The organism is Vibrio sp. J502 (assembly GCF_025397955.1).
In the GTDB taxonomy this organism is placed as follows: Bacteria; Pseudomonadota; Gammaproteobacteria; order Enterobacterales; family Vibrionaceae; genus Vibrio; species Vibrio anguillarum.
Genome location: NZ_CP104554.1, coordinates 385,986 through 401,042 on the forward strand (window position 1 = coordinate 385,986; position 15,057 = coordinate 401,042).

A 15,057-nucleotide genomic window follows, 5' to 3' on the forward strand; every position below is an offset into this window, starting at 1 on the left:
AGGAATAACAAGAATAAATATGGCAATGAAACAGATCCTTTTCGCGACACTATTGGCAACCAGCCTCTCAGCACATAGTGCCGAGAATTTCGTAGTGCAGGATATTCAAATTGAAGGGCTTCAACGCGTTGCGCTCGGCGCCGCATTGCTTAAAATGCCCGTTCGAATTGGCGATACCGTTGATGCACAAGATGTCGCGGATATTATCAAAGCACTTTACACTTCGGGCAACTTTGAAGACATCAAAGTATTACGAGACAACAACGTTCTGATCGTTCAGGTTAAAGAACGTCCAACCATTGCAAGTGTTTCCTTCTCTGGAAATAAAGCGATCAAAGAAGAGCAGTTGCAGCAGAATCTTGATGCATCCAATATCCGCATCGGTGAGGCGCTTGATCGTACGACCTTGAGCAACATTGAAAAGGGGTTGGAAGATTTTTACTACAGCGTGGGTAAGTACAACGCGACCGTAAAAGCGGTGGTGACACCTTTACCTCGCAACCGTGCTGACCTTAAATTTGTGTTCAGTGAAGGGGTTTCTGCGAAAATCCAGCAAATCAACTTTATTGGCAATGAAGTGTTTAGTGACCAAGATTTACTGTCACGCTTCAATTTGAATGTCGATGTGGCGTGGTGGAATTTCCTCTCTGATGATAAATACCAAAAGCAGGTCTTAGCCGCTGATATTGAAGCTTTGCGCTCTTTCTACCTCGACCGTGGCTACTTAAAGTTTCAAGTCGATTCCACGCAAGTTGCTATTTCTCCTGATAAAAAAGGCGTTTATATCACTTTAGGCATTAGCGAAGGTCAGCCTTATAAAATCAAAGACGTTAAATTCCGCGGAGAGCTGATTGGCAAAGAGGCTGAATTTACCGCTTTGATCCCGTTTGAAGCCGAGGAAACCTATAACGGCTCACTGGTGACCAAGCTTGAAGAAGATGTAAAACGAGTATTGGGTGAAGCTGGCTATGCTTATCCTCAAGTTCGAACTATCCCAGAATTTAATGATGAAACGCAAGAAGTTTCCTTGGTTATTCATGTGGAAGCGGGTAAGCGTATCTATGTCCGTGATATTCGCTTTGTCGGTAATAACTCAACCAAAGATGAAGTTTTGCGCCGCGAAATGCGTCAAATGGAAGGCAGTTGGCTGAGCTCTAAAGCGATTGATACGGGTAAGAGCCGCTTAAACCGTCTTGGCTTCTTTGAAACGGTGGATGTGCAAACTGTACGTGTACCTGGCAGTGAAGACCAAGTCGATCTGGTGTACAACGTGAAAGAGGCCAACTCAGGTAGTGTTAACTTTGGTGTCGGTTATGGTACAGAATCAGGCGTGAGTTTTCAGGTTGGTTTACAGCAAGATAACTTCATTGGTTCAGGTAATCGAGTTGGCATCAATGCCATGATGAACGACTATCAAAAGAACATCAGTTTAGATTACCGTGATCCCTACTGGAACCTTGATGGTGTCAGTTTGGGTGGTAAGATTTTCTATAAGCAGTTTGAGGCTTCTGAAGCAGGTATTGTTGATTATACCAATGAAAGTTACGGCACAAGTTTAACGTGGGGTTTCCCATTTGACGAATTAAACCGTTTTGACCTCGGTATCGGTTACACGCACAACAAGATCGGTAATATCGATGAGTATGTGCAAGTTAGTCAGTTCTTACAGTCTCAAGCGAGTAATCGTAGCGATGATGGCAGTTTGATCACCAATGACTTTGACGTCAACATCTCATGGACGCGCAATAATTTAAACCGAACCATTTTCCCAACGGCGGGGAATCACCAACGCGCTTTCTACAAGATGACAGTGCCGGGCTCAGACGTAAAGTATTTCAAAGCGCAGTACGATGTCCGCCAGTATTTCCCATTAACCAAAAAACATGAGTTTTCACTCTTGCTAAGAGGACGCTTAGGGTATGGTAATGGTTACGGGAAAACGGATGGTAACGATAACTTGTTCCCATTCTATGAAAACTATTATGCAGGTGGCTTTACCACTTTGCGTGGTTTTGGATCTAACTCGGCTGGACCGAAAGCGATTTATAACGATGCGACAGGCTGTAATGGCAATAATGGTGGCAACAACCGCTGCTATAGCGCAACAGATGACTCTGTCGGTGGTAACGCGGTCGCGCTGGCCAGCGTAGAGCTGATTGTACCGACGCCATTTGCCTCTGATGAAACTCGTAGCCAAATTCGCACCAGCATCTTCTTCGATATGGCCAGCGTTTGGGATACAGAGTTCGATTACAAAGATGGGAAACTCGGTTATGGTGATCAGTATTATTACGATTACTCAGATCCAATGAATTACCGTTCCTCCTATGGTGCGGCACTACAGTGGATGTCACCTATGGGGCCATTGGTATTTTCAATTGCCAAACCTATTAAAATTTATGAAGGTGATAATGAAGAGTTCTTCACTTTCACGATCGGCAGAACATTCTAATTAGAGGAAAGTATTTTGAAAAAAGCGATTCAAGCGGCAGGATTGGGCCTAGTTGTACTGAGTTCATCATTTTTTGCGCAAGCCGCTGAGGCGGCGCAGAAAGTAGGTTACATTAATACCGCGCAAGTATTCCAAGCATTACCTCAACGAGAAGTTGTGCTGCAAAAATTACAAGAAGAGTTTAAAGATAAAGGGGCAGAGCTACAGTCAATTCAAGCTGAAGCAAAAACCAAAATTGAAAAACTTAAACGTGATGGCGAACTGCTAGGTCAAGATGAGATCGAGAAGCTGCGTATTGAAATTGGTCAATTAGACAGCAAGTACAAAATCAAAGCGCAAGCGTTAGAGCAAGCCTCAGCGCGTCGTGAGAGTGAAGAGAAGCAAAAACTCTTCATGGTGATTCAAGACGCTGTGAAGAAAGTTGCGGAAAAAGAAGGTTATGACATCGTTGTTGACGTGCAAGCTATGCAATATGGTAAGCCGGACTACAACCTATCAGAGAAAGTAATTAAACAACTAAAATAATATTATTATGGCAAAACTGACTTTAGCCGAATTGGCAACCATCACCGGGGGAGAGCTGTTTGGTGATGGCTCTGCGACAGTTTCCGCTGTCGCACCTATGGATAAGGCGCAGGAAGGTTACGTAACTTTCCTCTCTAATCCCAAATATAACAAACACCTTGGTCAATGCCGCGCAACGGTGATTATGGTCAAGGCTAGTGAACGTGAATTGTGTACAACCAATGTATTGGTCGTCGCTGACCCATACGTTGCTTTTGCAAAGGTGGCGCAAGCGCTGGACACGACACCGCGACCTGCGAGTGATATCAGCTCTTCTGCGGTTGTTGCACCGGATGCCCAGCTAGGGCAGAACGTTTCTATTGGTGCAAACGCGGTCATTGAGACGGGCGTGCAACTGGGCGATAACGTCTCCATTGGTGCCGGCTGTTTCATCGGTAAAAACGCCAAAATTGGCGCTAACACCCAGTTGTGGGCAAATGTCAGCGTTTACCACGAAGTGGAAATTGGCTCGGCGTGCCTTATTCAGTCAGGTGCCGTGATTGGTTCTGATGGTTTTGGCTATGCCAATGAGAAAGGTGAGTGGATTAAAATTCCGCAAATTGGCACAGTCCGGATCGGTAATCGAGTTGAAATCGGTGCCTGCACGACAATTGATCGTGGCGCATTAGATGACACGATTATTGAAGATAACGTCATTCTCGATAACCAATTACAGATAGCACATAACGTCTGTATTGGCTATGGCACTGCAATTGCTGGCGGTACCATCATTGCTGGCAGCACCCACATAGGTAAATATTGCATTATTGGTGGTGGTACTGTCATCAATGGCCATATCGAGATTGTCGATGGGGTCACCATTACTGGCATGGGAATGGTGATGCGCAGCATCACCGAGAAAGGCATGTTCTCTTCTGGTATTCCGTTGCAACCGAACAAAGAATGGCGTAAAACTGCCGCTCGCGTTCACCGTATCGAAGATATGCACAAGCGACTTAAAGCACTTGAAAAGTACTTAGAGCAGGAAGCGGAATCCTAATTCTACTTTTTCCCGATTAGGCTCGCCAACTGCGAGTCTTTTTCGTCTATAATGCCAAATAATTTTTGAAAGTTTTACTGTATAGGAATATGACTTTGACGACTGAAACGAAAACGATGCACATCACTGAAATTCAGAGGCTGCTTCCTCACCGTTACCCATTTCTGTTGATTGACCGTGTAATTGACTTTGAAGAAGGCAAATACCTTGTTGGCTTGAAAAATGTGTCAGTTAATGAACCTCAGTTCACTGGTCATTTTCCGCAGTTACCTATTTTTCCAGGTGTACTGATTTTAGAAGCAATGGCACAAGCAACGGGCCTACTTGCATTCAAAACCTTTGGTGCACCGAAAGATAACGAATTGTATTACTTTGCTAGTATTGATAATGCGAAGTTTCGTAAGCCTGTAGGTCCTGGCGACCAACTGATCATCGAAGTGCAGTTCATTAAAGAGCGTCGTGGTATTGCGTTGTTTAATGGCGTAGCGAAAGTTGATGGTGAGGTTGTGTGTTCAGCTGAAATGAAATGTGCTCGTAGAGAGTTTTAATATGATTCATGAAACTGCACAAATCCACCCAAGTGCGGTGGTTGAAGATGGCGCTACCATCGGAGCTAACGTCACGGTTGGTCCATTTACTTACATCACCTCTGGGGTAAGCATTGGCCAAGGTACGGAAGTGATGTCGCATGTGGTCATCAAAGGAAACACCGTCATTGGTGAAGAGAACCGTATTTTCCCTCACGCCGTCATTGGCGAAGAGAACCAAGATAAGAAGTATGGTGGTGAAGATACACGAGTCGTCATTGGTGATCGCAATGTTATTCGTGAAGCGGTGCAAATTCACCGTGGTACGATGCAAGATAAAACACAAACAGTTGTTGGCAACGACAACCTATTGTGTGTGAATGCCCATATTGCGCACGATGTGATTGTTGGTAATCATACGCACATTGGTAACAACGCAATTCTTGGCGGCCATGTGACGGTCGGTGACTATGCCGGTGTTATGGCGTTGTCGGCGATTCATCCTTTCTGTAGCGTTGGTGCTTATGCCTATATCGGTGGTTGTTCTGCTGTTGTGCAAGATGTCCCTGCTTACGTGTTAGCACAAGGTAACCATGCTTCACCATTTGGCCTTAACCTTGTTGGTTTGAAGCGAAATGGTTTTGAAAAAGCCGAAATTCGCGCGCTACAAAAAGCGTATAAAGAGATTTACCGATCAGGTAAAACGCAAGCAGAGGTCTTACCTATATTGGTTGAGATGGCGAAAGAGTACCCATCGATTCAGCGTTTTACTGATTTACTAGAAAAAACTGAGCGTGGCATTATTCGTTAGTTCGCCACTGAGTTTTGATTAATATCCGAAGATCGCTACTTGTTTAGCGATCTTTTGTCTTTTTGATGCCGCATAACGGCTGAGCGGATTCTGTTAGGAAACGATATGCACTCACATGAAAATCCCCTAAGAATCGGTATTGTTGCCGGAGAGCTTTCTGGCGATACATTAGGAGAAGGCTTCATTCAAGCCATCAAGCAGCAATACCCCAATGCACAATTTGTCGGTATTGGTGGCCCTAAGATGATTGCTCAAGGTTGTGAATCTTTATTTGATATGGAAGAGCTAGCCGTGATGGGTCTGGTTGAGGTGCTTGGCCGCTTACCGCGTTTACTGAAAGTTAAAGCGCAGTTGGTGAAGTATTTTAAAGCCAATCCGCCGGATGTGTTTGTTGGTATTGATGCACCAGATTTTAATTTACGACTAGAGCTTGATCTCAAAAAAGCGGGCATCAAAACCGTCCACTACGTGAGCCCATCTGTATGGGCATGGCGTCCCAAACGTATTTTTAAAATCGATGCGGCGACCGATTTAGTGCTGGCATTTCTTCCGTTTGAAAAAGCGTTTTACGACAAGTATCAGGTTGCGTGCGAATTTGTCGGCCACACACTGGCCGATGCCATTCCACTGCAACCCGATAAAATCGCCGCTCGTGAACTGTTGAAATTAGAGACAGATAAACAGTGGCTGGCTGTGCTACCCGGTAGCCGAGGGGGAGAAGTCGGTTTAATTGCCAAGCCATTTATTGAAACATGTCGACAAATCAAACAGAAATACCCTGATATTGGTTTTGTGGTAGCTGCCGTCAATCCCAAACGTAAACAGCAGTTTGAAACCATTTGGCAGGAGATCGCCCCAGAGCTCGATTTTGTTATTATTGAAGACACCGCGCGCAATGTCATCACGGCCGCAGATGCTGTGCTGCTTGCCTCTGGCACAGTCGCACTGGAATGCATGTTGCTCAAACGGCCGATGGTGGTGGGATACAAAGTGAACAGGCTCACCGGATGGTTGGTTCAGAAGCTTGCGATAACCGAATTTGTTTCACTGCCCAATATTTTAGCCGGAGAAGAACTGGTTCCTGAGTTCATTCTTGATGAATGCGACCCGCAATATCTGTTTCCTGCGGTCGATAGCATGCTCAGCCGTGATAATTCCTCTTTAATTGAACGTTTTACTGAAATGCATCACTGGATCCGCAAAGGTGCGGATCAACAAGCCGCCAAAGCGGTTTTAAGCTTGATTAACCATTAACCATTAACCAAACCATTAACCAAACCATTAACGATTAAAAAGAGCGATTGAAAAATAACGAGAGGAAAATAGACAAGATGGCAGAACAAACACTGACTCCTTTTGAATACCCTAAGGGCTATGTTTTGATTGCAGGAGTGGATGAAGTTGGTCGAGGTCCATTAGTGGGCGACGTAGTGACTGCCGCAGTAATCTTGGATCCGAATAATCTGATTGAAGGTTTAGCCGACTCGAAAAAGTTATCAGAAAAAAAACGCCGAGCGCTTTTTCCTGAAATTCAACAAAAGGCGCTCGCTTGGTCTGTTGGCCGCTGTTCACCAGCTGAAATTGATGAGCTTAATATTCTTCAAGCGACTATGGTGGCGATGCAACGCGCGATTGCAGGTCTAGCGATTCAACCTGATTTGGCTTTAATTGATGGCAACCGTGTCCCACAATTACCGATGCATGGTATCGCAGTCGTCAAGGGTGATATGCGTGTGGCGCAAATCAGCGCCGCCTCAATCATTGCCAAAGTGGTACGCGATAAAGAGATGGAAGCGCTCGATAAATTGTACCCACAATTTGGCTTTGCTCAACATAAGGGCTATCCAACTAAAGCGCATTTTGCCGCGATCGAACAACATGGCGTCATCGCAGAGCACCGTAAAAGCTTTAAGCCAGTGAAACGCGTGCTGGGAATTGACTAATTGCGGGTGTCAGCCACGAGCAGATTCGCGTAGAATAACCGCCAAATCTTGTACCAAACCTAGCATCTAGGATTTTATTGCATGCCAGAACCAAAGTTTGTCCACCTTCGTGTCCACAGCGACTTTTCTATGATCGATGGCTTGTCCAAAGTGCCACCGCTTGTGAAAAAAGTGGCCGAGATGGGGATGCCTGCCGTAGCGTTGACCGACTTCACGAACTTATGTGGTTTGGTCAAATTTTATGGTACCGCTCATAACTGTGGGGTAAAGCCGATTATCGGTGCAGATTTTGTCATGCAATCCGAGGAGTTTGGTGATGAGCTCACCAAGCTGACGGTTCTAGCGAGTGATAATGTTGGTTACAAAAATCTGACCTTACTGATCTCCGATGCTTATCTACGCGGTCATGTGCAACACCTACCTGTGATTGATAAAACGTGGCTAGTGAAATATGCCGAAGGCTTGATTGTGCTTTCGGGGGGAAAAAGTGGTGAAATAGGCAAAGCACTGCTTAAAGGTAATCAGGCGTTAGTCGATAAATGTGTCGAGTTTTATCAAACTCATTTTGTCGATCGTTTTTACCTTGAATTGACTCGCACAGGGCGAGCCGACGAAGAGAGCTATCTGCACTTTGCTCTAGAATTGGCTGAAAATAACGATCTGCCCGTCGTTGCAACCAATGAAGTGGTGTTTCTCAGCGAAGAGTTTTTTGAAGCGCATGAAATTCGAGTAGCGATTCATGATGGCTACACCATGGAAGATCCTCGTCGGCCAAAAAATTACAGCCCACAGCAATATTTGCGCACCGAAGCGGAAATGTGTGAGCTGTTTGCCGACATTCCTGAAGCGCTGCAAAACAGTGTTGAGATTGCCAAACGGTGTAATGTTACCGTCCGTTTGGGGGAATATTTCTTGCCCGCTTTCCCAACGGAAGGAATGAAAGAAACCGAATACTTGGTGATGAAATCACAAGAAGGCCTTGAAGAGCGTCTTGAATTTCTGTTCCCCGATCCTGAGGTTCGCGCACAACGTCGCCCTGAATATGATGAACGGCTGCAAATTGAGCTCGAAGTGATTAATAACATGGGATTCCCCGGTTATTTCTTGATTGTGATGGAGTTCATCCAGTGGTCAAAAGATAACGATATTCCGGTGGGACCGGGGCGCGGATCGGGTGCGGGTTCATTGGTGGCTTACGCGCTCAAAATTACCGATTTAGATCCACTACAATATGATTTACTTTTCGAACGTTTTTTGAACCCAGAACGGGTCTCAATGCCCGATTTTGACGTCGATTTCTGTATGGATAAACGTGACCAAGTTATTGATCACGTTGCTGAAATGTATGGTCGTGATGCGGTATCACAGATCATCACCTTTGGTACTATGGCTGCCAAAGCGGTCATTCGTGACGTGGGACGCGTGCTTGGTCATCCGTTTGGATTTGTCGACCGCATTTCAAAGCTTATTCCACTAGATCCAGGAATGACACTCGAAAAGGCGTTTAAGGCTGAACCCGCGTTACCTGATCTGTACAACAATGACGAAGACGTCAAAGAGCTGATTGATAAGTGCCGAATTCTAGAAGGTTGCACGCGTAACGCTGGTAAGCATGCGGGTGGGGTAGTGATCTCCCCAACCACAATTACCGACTTTTCGCCGATTTATGCGGATGCTGAAGGGCATTTCCCCGTCACTCAATTTGATAAGAACGATGTTGAAACCGCAGGCTTAGTCAAGTTTGACTTCTTAGGTCTACGTACCTTAACCATTATCGATTGGGCACTAGGGCTGATTAACCCGCGCTTACAACGAGAAGGCAAAGAGCCCGTTCGTATTGAAGCTATCCCGTTAGAAGACCCAGTTTCATTTCGTGTATTGCAAAATTCTGAAACCACGGCGGTATTCCAGTTAGAATCGCGCGGCATGAAAGATCTGATCAAACGCCTCCAGCCAGACTGCTTCGAAGATATCATTGCACTAGTGGCCCTGTTTCGCCCTGGGCCTTTGCAATCGGGGATGGTGGATAACTTTATCGACCGTAAACATGGCCGAGAGGCGATCTCCTACCCAGATGAAAAATGGCAACATGAGTCATTAAAAGAAATTTTAGACCCAACCTACGGCATCATCTTGTACCAAGAGCAAGTGATGCAGATCGCCCAAGTCCTAGCCGGGTACACACTAGGCGGCGCGGATATGCTGCGCCGTGCGATGGGTAAGAAAAAGCCAGAAGAGATGGCCAAGCAGCGGGCGATTTTTGAAGAAGGTTCGATAAAAAACGGCGTGGATGGCGAATTGTCGATGAAAATCTTCGACTTAGTAGAAAAATTCGCCGGCTACGGGTTTAACAAATCGCACTCTGCGGCTTATGCTCTGGTTTCTTATCAAACCTTATGGTTAAAAACCCACTACCCAGCCGAATTTATGGCGGCAGTAATGACGGCCGACATGGACAACACCGAAAAGGTGGTTGGCTTAGTGGATGAATGTTTACGCATGAATCTTAAAGTGTTACCACCGGATATTAACGCCGGCTTGTACCGCTTTAACGTCGATGAAAATGGCGCGATTGTCTATGGTATTGGCGCGATCAAAGGTGTGGGTGAAGGGCCGATTGAAGCGATTTTAGAAGCGCGCACAGCCGGCGGCTATTTTAAAGATTTGTTTGATTTTTGCGCCAGAATTGATTTGAAAAAAGTCAATAAGCGTGTGATTGAAAAGCTTATTTATGCGGGTGCTTTGGACCGTTTAGGCCCACACCGTGCTGCCATGATGGCCTCATTAAATGATGCTGTGAAAGCGGCCAGCCAATTCCACCAAGCTGAAGCCTTTGGTCAGGTTGATATGTTTGGTGTATTGACTGATGCGCCAGAAGAAGTAGAACATAAATATACGCAAGTCCCCGAGTGGCCAGAGAAAGTTTGGCTTGAAGGTGAGCGCGATACATTGGGCCTTTATTTGACCGGGCATCCAATAAACGCACATATTAAGGAACTTGCGAAGTACACCAGTTGTCGACTAAAAGATGCCACGCCAACGCGACGCGATCAATCCGTCACTTTAGCGGGGTTAGTGATTGCAGCTAAAGTGATGACCACCAAGCGTGGCACGCGGATTGGCATCATGACGTTAGATGATCGTTCAGGACGTATGGAAGTGATGTTATTCTCTGATGCGTTAGAGCGGTATGCAGAGCTGTTAGAAAAAGATAGAATTTTAGTGATTTCTGGACAGGTCAGCTTTGATGACTTCAATGGTGGCCTTAAAATGTCGGCGCGCGAAGTCATGGACTTGGGCAGTGCGCGTGAAAAATATGCCCGTGGTTTGTCGATATCGATTGAACAATCACAGATAGACAGCCAGTTTTTTGAGCGCTTTAGTCAGATCTTAGAGCCTCACCGAGCAGGGACTATACCTGTCAATGTATACTACCAACGCGCAGAGGCGAGAGTGCGACTCACTCTTGGTACGCAGTGGTGTGTAACCCCAAGTGATACATTGTTAGACGAATTGAAACAGCTACTTGGCAAAGATCAGGTAGAACTCGAATTTAACTAAAATTTGGCGTCAAATATGTTGAACGCTGAGTATAAAAGGATCGGTAGATGAGCCTAAATTTTCTAGAATTTGAAAAACCAATTGCTGAACTTGAGGCTAAAATTCAGGCGCTACGCGACGTGTCTCGCCATGGTGGTGATAAGTCCGTTGATCTCGACAAAGAGATCGAACAGCTAGAAAAGAAAAGCTTAGAGCTTAAGAAGAAAATCTTTGGTGATTTAGGGGCATGGCAAGTAGCTCAATTGGCACGCCATCCACAACGCCCTTACACGCTTGATTACATCAACCATGTCTTCACTGAGTTTGACGAGTTGACTGGTGATCGCGCTTTTGCTGATGACAAAGCGATTGTCGGCGGCATTGCTCGTTTAGAGGGACGTCCGGTGATGGTGATTGGTCACCAAAAAGGACGTGAAACGAGAGAGAAAGTAAGACGTAACTTCGGAATGCCAAAACCAGAAGGTTATCGTAAAGCACTGCGTTTAATGAAAATGGCTGAACGTTTTGGCATGCCTATTATTACCTTCATTGATACCGCAGGTGCTTATCCTGGTGTTGGCGCTGAAGAACGTGGCCAATCTGAAGCGATTGCTACAAACCTAAAAGTGATGTCAGGCTTGAAAGTGCCTGTAATTTGTAATGTTGTTGGTGAAGGTGGCTCTGGTGGTGCTTTGGCGATTGGCGTGGGTGACTACGTGAACATGCTGCAATATTCCACTTACGCGGTAATTTCGCCAGAAGGGTGTGCTTCAATCTTGTGGCGAGATTCAGATAAAGCGCCGCAAGCGGCTGAAGCGATGGGCTTAGTCGCTCCTCGCTTAAAAGAGCTTGAGCTGATTGATGAAATTATCGAAGAACCATTAGGTGGCGCGCATCGCGATCCAATACAAATGGCCGCCAACATGAAAGCAACACTGCTAAAACAGCTTGCTGATTTAGAGCCGCTGAATGAAGAAGCATTATTGGCTCGTCGTTATCAACGTTTGATGAACTACGGCTACTGCTAAATAGCAGAGCGGACAATAAATAAAAAGGGTTGGATTCTGTCCAGCCCTTTTTTATCAGCCCGATTTCAGGACTGGTTTGCTTGGCGCGTTTCAAGGTAAACTGGCACCAATTCCTCTTAGCACTGAAAACCCATGTCTGAACTTTATTCGCTATTTTCACACGTTATCAATCGTCATCGCTTAGCAAGCAGCCAATTGGTCTTGGGTTTTAGTGGTGGCATGGACTCGCGGGTGATGCTTGAACTATTGGCGCAATATCGTGACGAAACCTCCTGTGAGTGCTGCGCTGTTTATGTTCATCATGGATTAAGTCAACATGCCGATGAGTGGGCCAAACAGTGCCAGCGCTGGGCCCAACACGCCGCGATCCCTTTTTTTATTGAACGGGTGCAACTCGATACCGCTAGCGGTGAAAGTGTGGAGTCATTGGCGCGTACGGCGCGTTACCAAGTTTTAGCGAAATACATTAACACTGACGATTTGTTGCTAACTGGACAGCATAGCGATGATCAGATCGAGACATTTTTGCTCGCGTTAAAGCGTGGTAGTGGACCCAAAGGACTCTCTTCGATGGCACAAGCGATGCCATTTGGCGCGGGGAAAATCGTCCGTCCTTTGCTTGCGGCGACTCGCGTACAGATCGAAAGCTTTGCCGTAACCCAGAATTTGGATTGGGTCGAGGACGAAAGTAACCAAGATACCCGTTTTGATCGTAATTTTATCCGCCATCACATCACGCCAGTTCTTACGCAGCGCTGGCCGCATATTCACCAAGCGGTTGCTCGTAGTGCGACATTGTGTGCTCAGCAGCAGGTGTTGCTTGAAGAGCTGCTACAAGAGGCAATGCAAGAGGTAAAAATGCCTGATGGTAGTTTATCAATTACCGCGCTTTCTCATCGCAGCGAATTAGCACGCTATCAATTGCTAAGAATGTGGCTTGCTCAATTGGGGGAGCCAATGCCGACTCAAGAACATTTAGCGATGATTTGGCAACAAGTGGCGTCTGCGCGTATTGATGCGAATCCTCGGCTTAAACTAGGGCAAAGTCAGATCCGCCGCTTTGACCAAAAGCTATATTGCATCCAAACTTATCAAGACATTTCAGATTGGCAGGCGATGATTGTGCCCGATCAATCATTAACCTTGCCTGATGGACTAGGAAATCTGAGGTTATCGTCTCATGGTGGTAGCAAGGGAATAGCCTTGCCTGATGATTGCCATCAATTAAGCGTTACGTTTAATCCTGAAGGGCTGGCAGCATGCCCCGTCGGACGAGTGGGAAGTCGAAAGCTAAAAAAATTGTTCCAAGAGTATGGCGTGCCCAGTTGGCTACGACGAAGAACGCCAATATTGATGCATCGGAATCAAGTGGTTGCGATTGCAAATTTATTTGTTGATCGTGACTTCAGTGGGCAAGATTGTGAACTCATCTGGGACAAATGAACGCTTTTCATGCAAAATTCGTATAAAACATACAATGAATATGGACATAAAGGTGGAGCAATGAAAAAAGTCGCGATTGGAATAGTTATGGGTTTTACGTTGTTAGCGGGGAGCGCGTTTGCTGGAGACCCAGCCGCAGGGCAAGCCAAAGCAGCTATCTGCGCGGCGTGTCACGGCGCAGACGGGATTGCCCTTATTCCGGGATATCCAAATCTAAAAGGGCAAAATGAGCAATACCTTATCTCATCAGTTAAAGCCTACAAGAATAAAGAGCGTAATGGTGGTTTAGCCGTCGTAATGCAAGCGCAAGCGGCAATGCTCAGTGATGCCGATATTGAAAACTTAGCGGCCTATTTCGCAAGTCTTAAGTAAATGACAGTGAACGGGTTTCAATCAGCCCAAGCGTTGCTTGGGCTTTTTATTGATTGTTTTTTTTTGCTAGCAGATAATGCCACCAATTGACGAAAGTGTAAGGGATGAACATGAAAAAAATCGAAGCCATTATTAAGCCATTTAAACTTGATGACGTCCGCGAAGCGTTAGCTGAAGTCGGGATCACGGGTATGACAGTTTCTGAAGTAAAAGGATTTGGTCGTCAGAAAGGGCATACTGAATTGTACCGTGGCGCTGAGTACATGGTGGATTTCTTACCTAAAGTGAAGCTTGAAATTGTGGTGACTGACGATGTCGCTGATCGCTGCGTTGACACCATTATTGAGACGGCGCAAACGGGAAAAATTGGTGATGGTAAAATTTTCATTACCAATATTGAACGAGTGGTACGAATTCGTACCGGTGAAGAAGACGAAGACGCTATTTAGCCGTACACCGAGAAGAAGGGAGCCAATGGCTCCTTTTTTGTCTCTTTATTAATACATCCCTACCAATTTTGTTGAACGTTATGAAAAGAAAATATCTGCTTATTTTGCCGCTGTTGCTGATTACCGCGGCTGTGGTTAGTTTTTTCTCTATTTTTACTATTCCTTCAACGCCGCAATTGTTGACTATTGATGGGAAAAACGCTTCATCTCCACTGATTTGTTACGATAATCCAAACGCTCGCGCAATTGATGTGCGTGGTCAGCTTAATGTACTGGTTTGGAATATCTATAAACAAAATAGAGCAACATGGCAAAGTGAGCTGGATAAATTCAGCCAAGATGCCCAATTGGTGTTGCTACAAGAAGCGAGCATGACCTTGTCATTGAAAGAGTGGATCAGTCAAAAGCAGTGGGGGGGGACGCAAGCGGATGCTTTTCGTATTTTTGGTGAATCAGCCGGAGTGTTAAATCTTGGCAAGCAGATGCCAGTATTAGCGTGTGCTTACACCGAATTAGAGCCTTGGTTGCGCTTACCCAAATCGGCGATTTACGCCCTATATCGTTTAAGTGATGGTCAGACTCTGGCGGTTGTAAACCTGCATGCAGTGAACTTTACCTATGGAACGCAAGAGTATACCAATCAGCTGGAAGCGTTACTCGTTCAATTAAAAACACATCAAGGGCCGGTGATTGTCGGTGGCGATTTTAATAGCTGGAGTCAAGCAAGAATGGACACATTAACCACTGCATTAAATCGTGTGGGTTTGAAGGACGTGTCGTTCGAACCCGATCACCGTGTTCAGTTTGTGACGGGCTTGGTGCTTGATCATCTTTTTTATCGTGGTTTAACACAGCTCAATGCAAAAGCGCCCGTAACGGACGCTTCTGATCATAACCCACTATTGGCGAGTTTTAGTTTATAACCACT

Annotated in this window: 13 protein-coding genes; all 13 read left to right on the forward strand. The window is 45.7% G+C overall.

The window, feature by feature from the left end; all coding sequences use genetic code 11:
• Nucleotides 1–19 precede the first annotated feature (19 nt).
• The 13 genes from bamA (at nucleotide 20) to N5E84_RS01940 (ending at nucleotide 15,052) form a co-directional block, all read left to right on the forward strand.
• A complete protein-coding gene (gene bamA, locus N5E84_RS01880; RefSeq protein ID WP_019282310.1) occupies nucleotides 20–2,452 on the forward strand; it encodes an outer membrane protein assembly factor BamA in 2,433 nt (810 codons plus the stop codon).
• A gap of 15 nt (nucleotides 2,453–2,467) precedes the next feature.
• Nucleotides 2,468–2,977 (forward strand): OmpH family outer membrane protein, encoded by a 510-nt coding sequence (locus tag N5E84_RS01885; RefSeq protein WP_013856212.1) that lies wholly within the window; start codon nucleotides 2,468–2,470, stop codon nucleotides 2,975–2,977.
• 7 nt (nucleotides 2,978–2,984) lie between these two features.
• Nucleotides 2,985–4,016 (forward strand): UDP-3-O-(3-hydroxymyristoyl)glucosamine N-acyltransferase, encoded by a 1,032-nt coding sequence (gene lpxD, locus N5E84_RS01890; protein WP_013856213.1) that lies wholly within the window; start codon nucleotides 2,985–2,987, stop codon nucleotides 4,014–4,016.
• Between the two features lie 116 nt (nucleotides 4,017–4,132).
• Nucleotides 4,133–4,564 carry a 3-hydroxyacyl-ACP dehydratase FabZ gene (gene fabZ, locus N5E84_RS01895; protein WP_026027636.1) on the forward strand — a complete coding sequence of 144 codons (432 nt, stop codon included), beginning with the start codon at nucleotides 4,133–4,135 and terminating at the stop codon, nucleotides 4,562–4,564.
• A gap of 1 nt (nucleotide 4,565) precedes the next feature.
• A complete protein-coding gene (gene lpxA / locus N5E84_RS01900; protein ID WP_026027915.1) occupies nucleotides 4,566–5,354 on the forward strand; it encodes an acyl-ACP--UDP-N-acetylglucosamine O-acyltransferase in 789 nt (262 codons plus the stop codon).
• A 105-nt stretch (nucleotides 5,355–5,459) separates the two neighbouring features.
• A complete protein-coding gene (gene lpxB, locus N5E84_RS01905) occupies nucleotides 5,460–6,608 on the forward strand; it encodes a lipid-A-disaccharide synthase (protein ID WP_019282309.1) in 1,149 nt (382 codons plus the stop codon).
• Between the two features lie 77 nt (nucleotides 6,609–6,685).
• Nucleotides 6,686–7,297 carry a ribonuclease HII gene (rnhB, locus tag N5E84_RS01910; protein ID WP_069211887.1) on the forward strand — a complete coding sequence of 204 codons (612 nt, stop codon included), beginning with the start codon at nucleotides 6,686–6,688 and terminating at the stop codon, nucleotides 7,295–7,297.
• 81 nt (nucleotides 7,298–7,378) lie between these two features.
• A complete protein-coding gene (gene dnaE, locus N5E84_RS01915; protein ID WP_019282308.1) occupies nucleotides 7,379–10,858 on the forward strand; it encodes a DNA polymerase III subunit alpha in 3,480 nt (1,159 codons plus the stop codon).
• A gap of 47 nt (nucleotides 10,859–10,905) precedes the next feature.
• Complete coding sequence (accA, locus tag N5E84_RS01920; RefSeq protein ID WP_069211888.1) at nucleotides 10,906–11,865, forward strand: acetyl-CoA carboxylase carboxyl transferase subunit alpha; 960 nt, start codon at nucleotides 10,906–10,908, stop codon at nucleotides 11,863–11,865.
• 132 nt (nucleotides 11,866–11,997) lie between these two features.
• A complete protein-coding gene (gene tilS, locus N5E84_RS01925) occupies nucleotides 11,998–13,308 on the forward strand; it encodes a tRNA lysidine(34) synthetase TilS (RefSeq protein ID WP_019282307.1) in 1,311 nt (436 codons plus the stop codon).
• 60 nt (nucleotides 13,309–13,368) lie between these two features.
• Nucleotides 13,369–13,680 (forward strand): c-type cytochrome, encoded by a 312-nt coding sequence (locus N5E84_RS01930; RefSeq protein WP_026027913.1) that lies wholly within the window; start codon nucleotides 13,369–13,371, stop codon nucleotides 13,678–13,680.
• Nucleotides 13,681–13,790: 110 nt separating this feature from the next.
• Nucleotides 13,791–14,129 (forward strand): nitrogen regulatory protein P-II, encoded by a 339-nt coding sequence (gene glnB / locus N5E84_RS01935; RefSeq protein WP_010320105.1) that lies wholly within the window; start codon nucleotides 13,791–13,793, stop codon nucleotides 14,127–14,129.
• Nucleotides 14,130–14,209: 80 nt separating this feature from the next.
• Nucleotides 14,210–15,052, forward strand: coding sequence for an endonuclease/exonuclease/phosphatase family protein (locus N5E84_RS01940; protein ID WP_069211889.1), 843 nt, complete (start codon nucleotides 14,210–14,212; stop codon nucleotides 15,050–15,052).
• The last annotated feature ends 5 nt before the right edge of the window (nucleotides 15,053–15,057 follow it).